Here is a 10,738-nt window from a genome sequence, read left to right as displayed (position 1 = left end):
ATGCAGGGCCTGCATCCCCAGGCTGATGCGGATCCGGGGGCGGTCTGCCACAGTGGCCCCGTGTCGGAGTGGGAGACAAAGGCGCTGGTGGCGGCGGTGGGGGTGGTGTCGCTCGCCGCGCTGTGGCTGGCGGTGGCGCTGGTGCGCACACGGCGCCGGTGGCAGGCGGCCGTGGGAGAGCGCGGCTGGCTGCTGGAGCGGGAGCGGGAGAGCGCCGCGCGCGCCGCGGTCGCGGCCGAGCGCGACCGTATCGCCCGGGAGTTGCACGACATCGTCAGCCACAATGTGAGCGTCATGGTGGTGCAGGCCGGGGCCGCCCGCGAGGTGCTGGGCACCATGCCGGACGAGGCCACGGCGGCGCTTCGGGCCGTCGAGGACGCGGGGCGCGGCGCGATGACCGATCTGCGGCATCTGCTGGGGCTGTTGGCGCCGTCGGCGAGCGGTGAGGACACGGACCAGGCGCCGGGCACGGCCGGCGACGGCGGCGCGGCGGAGCTGGACCCGCAGCCGGGACTCGACCGGCTGGGCCCGCTCGTGGACCGGATCTCCTTCGCCGGGCTGCCCGTCGAGGTGCGCGTCTCCGGTGAGCCGCGCCCGCTGCCCCAGGGGGTCGACGTGACCGCGTACCGCATCATCCAGGAGGCGCTGACCAACGCGCTCAGGCACGGCGACGGCGCCGGGAAGGCCGAGGTGACCGTGCGCTACGCCGACCGCGCGCTGCGCGTGGAGGTGCTCAACACCGGCCCCAGCGTGCTGACCGGCGACGCGCCGGCACAGCCGACGCCGCGGCGGCGGGAGGGCACCGGCCGCGGGCTGCTGGGCCTGCGCGAACGGGTCGCGGTGTACGGAGGAGAGCTGGACGCCAGGCGCCGCCTCGGCGGCGGCTACCGGGTCCGGGCGCGCATCCCCCTGGACCGCCCATGACGGCGGCGCCCGCGGGCGAAAAGGCTCCCCGCGTGCTCATCGCCGACGACCAGACACTGATCAGGACCGGCTTCCGGCTGATCCTCACCGCCCGTGGCATCGAGGTGGTGGGCGAGGCGGCCGACGGCGCGGAAGCGGTGGCGGCGGCCCGCGAACTGAGGCCGGACGTGGTGCTGATGGACATCCGCATGCCGACCATGGACGGCCTCGAGGCCACGCGTCGCATCGTGCGCCGGGACCCGGACTGCCGGGTGCTCATGCTGACCACCTTCGACTTGGACCACTACGTGTACACGGCGCTGTCCATCGGGGCCAGCGGCTTCCTGCTGAAGGACGTCACCCCGGAACACCTGGCGGCGGCCGTCCGGCTGGTGGACACGGGCGACGCCCTGCTGGCCCCGTCCATCACCCGGCGGCTCGTGGAGCGCTTCGCCTCGGAGCCCGCCCGCACCCCCGCCGTACACGCCGACCTCGCGGCTCTGACCCCCCGCGAACTGGAGGTCCTGACCCTGCTGGGCCGCGGCCTGTCCAACACGGAGCTGGCCGCCGAACTGACGCTGAGCGAGGCCACGGTGAAGTCCCACGTGGCCCGGATCTTCGCCAAGCTGGCCCTCCGCGACCGCGCCCAGGCGGTTGTGCTCGCGTACGAGACGGGGCTGGTCAAGCCGCAGGACCCCGGGACGGACCCGTGACGCGGATCGAGAGGGCGTGGCGGAAGACGTCGCGGGGGTCCCAGTGCGCCTTGACGGTGCGCAGCCGGGCGTGGTTGGCCTTGTAGTAGAGGGTCTGCCAGGGCGTGTCCGAGGTGTTCCAGCGCGGGTCGGCGAGGTCGGTGTCCGGGTAGTTGATGAAGGCGCCGTCGGCGGTCTCGCCGGGTACGGGGACGCCGCCGGTGTCGGGGAACATGTCCCGGTAGCAGGCGCGGATCCAGGCCAGGTACTCGGGCGCCTGGGCGGGCTCGGCCCAGGACGCGAGGCAGGAGAGCTTCAGCACGGAGTCGCGGTGCGGCATGGCCGTATCGGCGGAGGACAGGGTGTTGACGGCGCCCCCGTAGGTGTTGAGGACGACGCTCCCGGCGACGACATCGGTGTCCGCGCGGGTGAGGTGGCGGTGTACGGCGGCGATCTGGGGGTCGGTCAGCCGGCGGCGCAGAAAGGCCGACTTGATCTTGATGTGCCAGTCGCCCACCGCCTCTCCCGAGCCGTTCAGCGCGGCCGTGAGCCAGGGCAGCCGGCGGACCTTGAGGTTGCCGGGGCGGGTGGTGCCCGCGCTCACCGCGCCGAGGAAGCCGTCCAGGAGCCGCCGGTCCGCGCCGGGCTCCGCGGCGACCTGGCCGAGGAGCAGATGGGACCCGGCGGCGCGGCGGGTCAGAGCGAACTCGGCGTAGAGCGCGGCGTTCGGGTCGTCGGCGGCGGCGTGCCGCTCGGCCCACTGCCCGTGGTTGCGCACCATGCGCGTGAAGCGCTGCTCGTCCATCCCCTCCCAGCTCCAGTCGGCGGTGAAGGTGAGCGCGGTCCTGGTGGGGGCGGGCAGCATCCGGGCCGGGTCCGTGTCGTCCGTGGCCTCGGGGGAGCGGAACCAGAAGCGGGTCACCACGCCGAAGTTGCCGCCCCCGCCGCCCGTGTGGGCCCACCACAGCTCGCGGTGCGGGTCGTCCGCCTCCCGGGTGGCCACCACGGCGCGCACCTCGCCCCCGCGGTCCACCACGACGACCTCCACCGCGTAGAGGTAGTCGCTGACCAGCCCGAACAGCCGGCACAGCGGCCCGTATCCACCGCCGGGCACATGTCCGCCCGCGCCCACCTCGGCGTGGTATCCGGCCGGTAAGGTCACGCCCCAGCCGAGGTACAGCTTGCGGTACACCTCGCCGAGAGTGGCCCCGGCCTCCACGACGAACGCCCGGCGCCGTTCGTCGAAGGAGACCTCCCGCATGGGCGACATGTCGATGACCGCCATGACGTCGGGGTTGTCGACGAAGTCCTCGAAGCAGTGCCCGCCGCTGCGGACGGCCAGCCGGGCCCCGGACCGCACGGCCTCCCGTACGGTCCGTACGACATGCTCCGTCGAGCCGACCAGATAGACGCCCTCGGGCCTGCCCCGGAAGCGGTTGCTGGCGCCCCGCGCGACCAGATGGGCGTAGCGGGGGTCGGCGGGGGACACCAGCAGCGGGCCGTCGGGCAGCCAGCCCGAGTCACATGCCGGGGAGGCCGACGGGGAGGTCTCCGGGGAGGCCGCCCGCGCCGCCTGCGGGGTCAGCGCCAGCCCCGCGCCCGCCGCGGACACGGCCCGCAGGACGCTGCGCCGCGCGTGCCTGTCGTTCGTACTCATCGTTGTTTCCTCGCCGTTCGGTGGACGTGGTGCGCGCCGTGCGGCGGCACACGTCCGACGGTAGGGAGATACGGCGGCCCTGAGAGGTGGGCTGGACGGTGGATCCGGGGTACATCAGGCACCACCACGTCCCGGGGGATTTCCACCCGGGAGCCGGGGGCTCGCAGTCCCCACGCGGCACGAGCGCCGCCGCGCACCCCCTGAGGTTGATCCGGGGTGCCGCGGAAGGTTGAGGCCGGACTTCCGCTCTGGTTGCAGCATGACTACACCGGGCGCCGGATTCCGTGAAGTGCGCCGCTCGGTATTTTCTTGCCGTGTCGCGCGGCGCCGGGGCCGGAAATCCGGTCCGGCAAAACGGTGCCCCCCTGTCATGGGGTGTACGTGCACGTGGAGGTTTCCAGCACGTGAGCTTGTCTCGTGTCATCGCTCGGTTGTCGTCAACCACCCGGGGTTTCACCTTTGTCTCCGGGGATTCCACTGATTTCCTCAGCTTCGCGGAGCTGAAGGCCGCCGGTGAGGACTTCGGCAGAAGGCTCGCTTCCGCGGGTTTTCAGCGAGGTGACCGCGGCATTCTGATGCTGTCCGGTCAGCGTGAGTTCATCGTCGCCTTTATCGGCATGGTGCGGGCCGGGGTCATTCCGGTGCCGGTTTTCCCACCGGCCATGCTGACCCGGATCGAGGCCTACCGGGAGCGGCTGCGCTCGATCCATTCGTCCTGCGAGCCGCGGCACATCGTCGCCGACGAGGCGCTCTTCGACATCTGTGTCGAGGCGGTGGGGGCGAAGCCCATCGGCTACGCGGAGATCGCCGACGGGGAGGCGACCGGGGAGCTGGTGGAGCCGGAGGGCGGGGAACCGCTCTTTCTCCAGTACACCTCCGGCTCCACCGCCGGCCCCAAGGGCGTGGTCGTCACGCACGACAACCTCTTGGAGAACCTGCGGGCCATGAACGAGGCGCTGGGGACCTCCGAGCGCGACCGGTTCGTCAGCTGGCTGCCGCTGTACCACGACATGGGCCTCATCGGCTGCATGCTCGGGCCGCTGGTGTACGAGATCCCCGCCTGGTTCATCCCGCCGTACGACTTCGCGCGCCGCCCCACCAGCTGGCTGGACTGGATGTCCCGGGTCTCGGGCACCTTCAGCTACGCGCCCAACTTCGCGTATGAGCTGATCACCCGCCGGGCGACCGACGCGCAGCTGGCCGGCTGGGACCTGTCCGCGTGGCGGGTGGCGGGGATCGGCGCGGAGCCGATCCGGCCGCGGACCATCCGGGAGTTCGCCGAGCGGCTGGCCCCCGCGGGGTTCGACGCGGCCGCGCTCACCCCGTCCTACGGACTGGCGGAGGGCACCCTGGGGGTCGCCTTCACCCGGATCGGCGAGGGGCTGCGCACGCTGTCGGTGGCCGGCGCGGACTTCGGCGAGGACGGCGTGGTCCACCCGGTGGAGGCCGGGTCCGGGACCCGTGAACTCGTCTCGTGCGGACGGCTGCTGAGCGGCTGGGACATCCGGATCCGCGCCGCCTCGGGCGAACTGGCCGGGGAAGCCGTCGAGGGGCGGATCGAGATCCACGGCGGCAGCGTCGCGCGCGGCTACTGGGGGGCGCCGGAGCTGACCGAGGAGACCTTCGGGGACGGCTGGCTGCGCACCGGAGACCTCGGCTTCGTGTACGAGAACGAGGTGTATGTCACCGGCCGGACCAAGGACATGGTCATCCACCACGGCCGCAAGTACCACCCGACCGACATCGAATGGGCCTGTCTGGGGCTCGAGGGGATCCGCCCCGACCATGTGATCGCCTTCTCCACCCCGGACGAGAAGCTGGTGGTGGTGGCCGAGCACAAGCCGGCGGCCTCGCCCCCTGACCTGGCGCGGCAGATCGCCACCCGGGTCCGCGGCTCGGTCGGGGTGACGCCCGACGACGTGGTGCTGGTGCGCCCCGGCACGCTGCCCAAGACCAGCAGCGGCAAGCTGCGCCGCGCCGCCTGCCGCGACGCCTACTCCCACAACGCGTATTCCCACAACGCCCTCGCGGGCCCTGGAGGAGCGAAGTGACGATCGCCGATCTGACGGAAGAAGAAGCACTGCGCATCGTCGCCAAGGCCGCGGCCGAGGTGGATGCCCGGCTGGCCGAGCGGACGTTCACGACGGCGGACGACATCGGGGAGATCGGCCTCGACTCGGTGGCCACCCTCGAACTGATCGTCTCCATCGAGGACCAGACCGGGCTCAGCTTCGACGACGACGTGCTGTTCGGGGTCAACACCGTCGGCGATGTCGTCGAGCTGATCCGGTCCGGCACGCCCGCGGTCCGGGAGGGCTGAGCCGTGAACCTCCTTTCCGAGGAGACCCTGTACCGCCAGTACATGGAGTTCTTCGAGCTCGCCGAGCGCCGCCGCCGCTGGAGCGTCTTCGACGACATCCCGTGGGACAAATGGCACGAGCAGAACCAGGACGAGAACCTGGCCCAGTGCGCGGAGACGTTCCTCGGCGTGGAGATGTATCTCCCCGACTATGTGTCCGAAGGGCTCAACCTCGTACGGGAGTCCTTCGGGCAGGCCTGGTTCCAGGTCAACTGGGGATATGAGGAATCCAAGCACGCGCTCGCCCTGAAGGAATTCCTGCTGCGCAGCGGACAGCGCACCGAGGAGCAGATCCGGGAATTCGAGAGCAAGGTGCTGAGCCGGCGCTGGACGATGCCGTTCTCCACGCCGCGCAGAATGTTCGTGTACGGCGCCATCCAGGAGAAGACGACCTGGATGAGCTATCGGCAGCAGCTGAACCGGGCCCGTGACCTCGGCGACCCGGTGATGGCCGAGATCTGCCGCTACATCGCGCGTGACGAGGCCGCGCACGCGGATTTCTACCGGCGCACCCTCCAGGCCTGCCTTCAGGAGGACTACGAGGGCACGCTCAAGGACATCGCGCACGTGGTCAAGGAATTCAGGATGCCGGCCTATGACCTGCTGCCCGACTACGACAAGCGGCTGGCCGTCATGCAGGTCATCGGGATCGACCGCGAGGTGTTCTTCCGCGACGTCCTGATGCCGACGCTCAAGAAGGTCGGGGTCAGCCGCCGCGATCTGGTCAGGGCCCGGGGACAGCTGCGCCGGGAAGGCCAGGACCGCCGAGAACACGGGGTACGTCAGGCACATGGAGAGGACGCGTGATGGCAGAGCAGTCGACCCGGGTGACGGATGACGAGGTCCTGAAGGTGATCGAGGACCACCTGGTGGTGCGGGGGGTGTCCGCCGAGCGCATCGTGCGCGGCGCGACCTGGAAGGCCGACCTCGGCATCGACTCGCTCGACATCCTCACCCTCACCCAGGAGCTCGAGGACACCTTCCACGTGAAGATCGGCGAAGAGGACGCGATCGACATCCGCACCGTGGGGGACGCCATCGACTACATCGTGCGCGTGTCAGGCGCCCGGACCGAGAGCGAGGCCCACGGTGTCTGAGTACACGGCGAGTTGGCTCAAGGACCTGCGGTCGTCGGAGTTCGTCACGGCGTACCACCGCGGCGTCTCCAACGGGAACCTGCCGTTCTTCCGGAACGCGGAGTCCCTGCTCGACCCGGTCGTCACCATGGAGGGCGAGCCGCGGCTGATGCTGGGCTCGCCCAACTACCTGGGCCTGGCCAGCCATCCCCGGGTGCTGGCCGGTGCCAAGGCCGCGGTGGACCGCTACGGCACCTCGCTCACCGGCTCGCGGATCCTCAACGGCACCACGGCCCTGCACCGGGAGCTGGAGGAGGAGCTGGCGGACTGGCTGGGCGTCGAGTCCACCCTGTTGTTCACCACCGGCTTCCAGACCAACATCGGCACCATCAGTGCCCTGGTGGGCGTGGGCGACACCGTGGTCTCCGACTCCTTCGCACACGCCTCGATGCTCGACGGGGTCGGGCTCTCCCGGGCCAAGCTGCGCGGCTTCCGGCACAACCGGATGGACCTGTTCGCCGACAGCGTCCGCCGGGCCAAGGGCGACGGCGGCCGGATCCTGGTCATCCTCGACGGTCTCTACTCGATGGAGGGGGACCTGCCGCCGCTGGACGAGATGCTGGACATCTGCCGGGAGAACGACGCGGCCGTGATGCTGGACGAGGCGCACTCCCTCGGTGTCCTCGGCGAGCACGGCACCGGCGCGGCCGAGGTCTTCGGCGTCCAGGACCAGATCGACATCCGCATGGGCGCCCTGTCCAAGGCGCTGGCGGGCGTCGGCGGGTTCATCGCCGGCAGCCGCGAGCTGATCGACTATCTCCAGGTCACCGCGCGCTCCTTCGTGTTCACGACGGTCGGTGTCCCGGCGGCCCTGGGCGGCTCGCTGGAGGCGATACGCATCCGCCGCTCGCCCGAAGGCGCCGAGCTCGCCGAGCAGCTGCGCCGCAACTCCCGCTATCTGCGCACCGAACTCAAGGGCCTGGGCCTGCCGATGGGCCCCGACTCGGACCTCCCCGAGCGGACCACCCCCATCATCCCGGTCATCCTCGGTGACGACGACCTGGCCATGGAGTGGTGGCGGCAGCTGTACGACCGCGGCGTGTTCACCGGCGTGGCGCTGTACCCCGGCGTCCCGCCGACCGGCGCCATGCTGCGGATCTGCCCGATGGCCACCCACACCACCGCCCAGCTGGAACACGCCCTCGAGGTGTTCGCCGAGGTGCAGAAGGTGATGAAGCGGAAGGCGGGTACCCCGTGACCGGTGCTGCGCCCGGCGCCGCCCCCTCACCCCTGCTGTCCTGGCTGGTCAGGCCGCGCACCGACCGCGGTATGCGCTTCGCCCGGGGCTCGGGCGGCTGGGACCGCTACAGCTACGCCGACCTGGCGCGGCTGGTCTCCCTGGCCAGCGCGGCGTTCCGGGAGCGGGCGCTGCCGGACCGCCCGGGGGTGGTGCTGGCCACGCCCAACAGCGTCGGCTTCGTGGCCGGTTACTTCGGCGCCGTGAACGCGGGCCTGGTCCCCACCGCCATCGCGCCGCCCGCCCGCTTCGGCAGCCGCGAGGACTACGTACGCCATGTCGCCCGGGTGCTGCGGCTGACCCGGGCCTCGGCGGTGGTCGGCGACCCGGTGCACCTGTCGATACTGACCGACGCCGCCGAGGCGGCCGGCGAGGACGGCGGCGGCCCCGTCGCCGTACTCTCCAGCGACTTCTCCACCGGCACCGACACCGACCGGCTCAGCGCGGTCCCCGCCACCGAGCTGGCCACCCTCCAGTTCACCTCCGGCTCGACCAGCAGCCCCCGCGGGGTGCGCATCACCTGGGCGAACATGGAGGCCAACGCCCACGGCAACGGCCGGCTGATCGACTACGACGGCTCGCTGTCCACCGTGAGCTGGGTGCCGATGTACCACGACCTGGGGCTCGTGGGCTGTCTGATGACCATCGTGTCCCAGCAGGGCGACCTCACCCTGATGCGCCCGGAGCAGTTCATCTACGACCCCCGGCGCTGGGTCGACTGCCTCGCCCGCGAGGGGATGGCGTACACCGCGGCGCCGTCGTTCGGCTTCGCGTACGCGGCCCGCCGCCTGAAGCCGGAGGACCTGAAGGGCGCCGACTTCTCCGCCCTGCGCTCGGCCACCCTGGGCGCGGAGCGCCACGACCCGCGCGGGCTGTGGGAGTTCACCGAGCTGTGCGAGCCGTACGGCTTCGACCCGGCCGTGTTCACGCCCTGCTACGGCATGGCCGAGATGACGCTCGGCATCACCGGGCACGCCCCGGGCACCGTGCCGCGCGCCGTCCACCTCGACTGGGAGTCGCTCACCCCGGAGCAGCCGGTCAAGGTCCTCGCGCGCGGCACCCTGCGCGACGCGGGGCCCGCCGAGAGCCCGGCCCAGTGGCTGGTCAGCTCGGGGCTCCCGATCGAGGGCGTCTCGGTGACCGTGGTGGACGCCGACGGCCGGCCGCTGCCCGACGGCTACCTCGGCGAGATGATCCTCTCCGGCACCAGCACGGCCGCGGGATACGAGCCGCCGGACGCCGAGAGCTCGTCCCGGTTCATCGACGGCGCGGTGCACTCCGGGGACGCCGGGTTCCTGCTGGACGGCCAGACGTATGTGCTGGGGCGGCTGGGCGACGCGCTGAGCGTCCGGGGCCGCAACATCTACGCCGAGGACCTGGACGCCCGGCTCGGGGACACCCCCGGCGTGGACCGGTACCGCTGCGCCACCCTGGTCGACGCCCGCCGGATCGTGGTGCTCGCCGAACTGGAGCCGGGGGAGTGGGCCGAGCGGCTGGCCGAGGCGCTGTCCCTCTACATCGGCGGCGTCGTCGACGTCACCGTCTTCAGCTGCCGGCGCGGCACCATCCAGCGCACCTCCAGCGGCAAGCCCCGGCGCCGCCTGATGTTGTCCCAGTACCTGGACCAGAAACTGCCCGGCGAAGTGGTCGCCCACCGCCCGCAGCGCCCCGAGGAAGGACGAGTATGACCGAGCACGCCGAATCCTCCGACGACCAGCAGCTCAAACCGGTCGACGTCATAGCGCACTCCGCGCTGCCGGTCGCCGGTCTGATGCAGCTGATCCTGGGCCACTGGGGCACCCAGGTGATCTCCACCCTCGCCACCCTGGGCATCCCCGACTCGCTCGCGGACGGCCCGCGCGGCGCCGAGGACCTCGCCAAGCAGCACGAGGTGGATCCCCGGGCGCTGTACCGGGTGCTGCGGGCGGCTGCCACGCTGCGGGTGCTGGACCACGCCGCGGACGAGACCTTCTCGCTGACCGAGGCCGGGCACTTCCTGCGCACCGACTACCCGTTCTCCATGCGCTACAACGCCATGCTGCACGGCTCGCGCTGGCACTGGGACCCGTGGTCGCTGACGCCCGAGGCGGTGCGCAAGGGCGGCGAGACCTTCTCCGACCACCACGGCCTGCCCTACTACGCGTACATCGACAAGCACCCCGAGGCGGGTGACCTGTTCGACAGCGCCATGACCGCCATGGCCGCCCAGGCCCAGCTGCTGGCCGTCTCGCTCTACGAGTTCGGCAGGCACAAGGTGGTTGTGGACGTCGGCGGCGGCGAGGGCGTGGTGCTGTCCAACCTGCTGGAGACCCACGCCGGGCTGCGCGGGGTGCTGTTCGACCGCGAGCGCGTGGTGGGCAACGCCAAGCGGCTGCTGACCGACTCCGGGTACGCCGAGCGCGTCGACTTCGTGCCCGGGGACATGTTCGACTCGGTGCCCGAGGGCGGCGACTGCTACCTGCTGTCGATGGTCGTCAACGACTACAACGACGACAAGGCCCGCAAGCTGCTGGAGAACTGCCGGGCCGCCATGGACGACGACGCCACCCTGGTCCTGTTCGACATGGTGATCCCGGCCAACGGCAACCCCTCCTTCGCCACCCTCGGCGACATCGAGTGCCTGGTCGTCAGCGGCGGTGAGCTGCGCACCGAGCCCGAGCTCAGGACCCTGCTCGGGTCCGCCGGATTCCGTCTCGAAGCCGTCCACCGCGGCTTCTCCCCCGTCTGTGCCGTCGTAGCGAAGCCGGAGTAGCA

At 71.5% G+C, this 10,738-nt stretch carries 10 protein-coding genes; 9 read left to right on the top strand and 1 reads right to left on the bottom strand.

The features are described from left to right. Positions 1 to 60 precede the first annotated feature (60 nt). Entirely contained in the window at positions 61 to 924 is an 864-nt protein-coding gene (locus ABTY62_RS22595; RefSeq protein ID WP_352131231.1) for a sensor histidine kinase, read from the top strand. Further along, positions 921 to 1,616, top strand: a complete 696-nt coding sequence (locus ABTY62_RS22590; protein ID WP_352131230.1) for a response regulator — start codon at positions 921 to 923, stop codon at positions 1,614 to 1,616. The genes ABTY62_RS22595 and ABTY62_RS22590 overlap by 4 nt, the downstream gene beginning before the upstream one ends. Here the strand turns inward: ABTY62_RS22590 and ABTY62_RS22585 are convergent. After that, on the bottom strand, positions 1,585 to 3,252 hold the full coding sequence (locus ABTY62_RS22585) for an FAD-binding oxidoreductase (RefSeq protein ID WP_352131229.1): 1,668 nt from the start codon (positions 3,250 to 3,252) through the stop codon (positions 1,585 to 1,587). The two genes, ABTY62_RS22590 and ABTY62_RS22585, sit on opposite strands and share 32 nt — an antisense overlap. A 284-nt stretch (positions 3,253 to 3,536) precedes the next feature. On the opposite strand from ABTY62_RS22585, the gene ABTY62_RS22580 reads away from it, so the two are divergent. From ABTY62_RS22580 to ABTY62_RS22550, 7 genes are read left to right on the top strand one after another with little or no spacing between them, the layout of a single operon-like run. Next, positions 3,537 to 5,303 (top strand): fatty acyl-AMP ligase, encoded by a 1,767-nt coding sequence (locus ABTY62_RS22580; RefSeq protein WP_352131228.1) that lies wholly within the window; start codon positions 3,537 to 3,539, stop codon positions 5,301 to 5,303. Beyond that, on the top strand, positions 5,300 to 5,572 hold the full coding sequence (locus tag ABTY62_RS22575) for an acyl carrier protein (RefSeq protein WP_352131227.1): 273 nt from the start codon (positions 5,300 to 5,302) through the stop codon (positions 5,570 to 5,572). Before ABTY62_RS22580 ends, ABTY62_RS22575 begins: the two co-directional genes overlap by 4 nt. A 3-nt stretch (positions 5,573 to 5,575) precedes the next feature. Then, positions 5,576 to 6,418, top strand: coding sequence for an acyl-ACP desaturase (locus tag ABTY62_RS22570; protein WP_352131226.1), 843 nt, complete (start codon positions 5,576 to 5,578; stop codon positions 6,416 to 6,418). Then, positions 6,418 to 6,708: an acyl carrier protein gene (locus tag ABTY62_RS22565; protein ID WP_352131225.1), complete on the top strand. Its 291-nt coding sequence runs from the start codon at positions 6,418 to 6,420 to the stop codon at positions 6,706 to 6,708. Before ABTY62_RS22570 ends, ABTY62_RS22565 begins: the two co-directional genes overlap by 1 nt. Then, entirely contained in the window at positions 6,701 to 7,945 is a 1,245-nt protein-coding gene (locus tag ABTY62_RS22560) for an aminotransferase class I/II-fold pyridoxal phosphate-dependent enzyme (RefSeq protein ID WP_311722900.1), read from the top strand. Before ABTY62_RS22565 ends, ABTY62_RS22560 begins: the two co-directional genes overlap by 8 nt. After that, a complete protein-coding gene (locus ABTY62_RS22555; RefSeq protein ID WP_352131224.1) occupies positions 7,942 to 9,672 on the top strand; it encodes an AMP-binding protein in 1,731 nt (576 codons plus the stop codon). Before ABTY62_RS22560 ends, ABTY62_RS22555 begins: the two co-directional genes overlap by 4 nt. Continuing rightward, positions 9,669 to 10,736: a methyltransferase gene (locus ABTY62_RS22550; RefSeq protein WP_352131223.1), complete on the top strand. Its 1,068-nt coding sequence runs from the start codon at positions 9,669 to 9,671 to the stop codon at positions 10,734 to 10,736. Before ABTY62_RS22555 ends, ABTY62_RS22550 begins: the two co-directional genes overlap by 4 nt. Positions 10,737 to 10,738 lie beyond the last annotated feature (2 nt).

Origin of the sequence: Streptomyces sp. NPDC097640, assembly GCF_040302705.1 — a bacterium.
Lineage (GTDB): Bacteria > Actinomycetota > Actinomycetes > Streptomycetales > Streptomycetaceae > Streptomyces.
The sequence above is the reverse complement of the archived record's forward strand: the minus strand, read 5'-3'. Positions and strand labels throughout refer to the sequence as shown.

Excerpts from the sequence above, each read along its gene's own strand:
- ABTY62_RS22565 (WP_352131225.1), top strand. The coding sequence starts at position 6,418 with ATGGCAGAGCAGTCGACCCGGGTGACGGATGACGAGGTCCTGAAGGTG.
- ABTY62_RS22550 (WP_352131223.1), top strand. The coding sequence starts at position 9,669 with ATGACCGAGCACGCCGAATCCTCCGACGACCAGCAGCTCAAACCGGTC.
- ABTY62_RS22590 (WP_352131230.1), top strand. The coding sequence starts at position 921 with ATGACGGCGGCGCCCGCGGGCGAAAAGGCTCCCCGCGTGCTCATCGCC.
- ABTY62_RS22585 (WP_352131229.1), bottom strand. The coding sequence starts at position 3,252 with ATGAGTACGAACGACAGGCACGCGCGGCGCAGCGTCCTGCGGGCCGTG.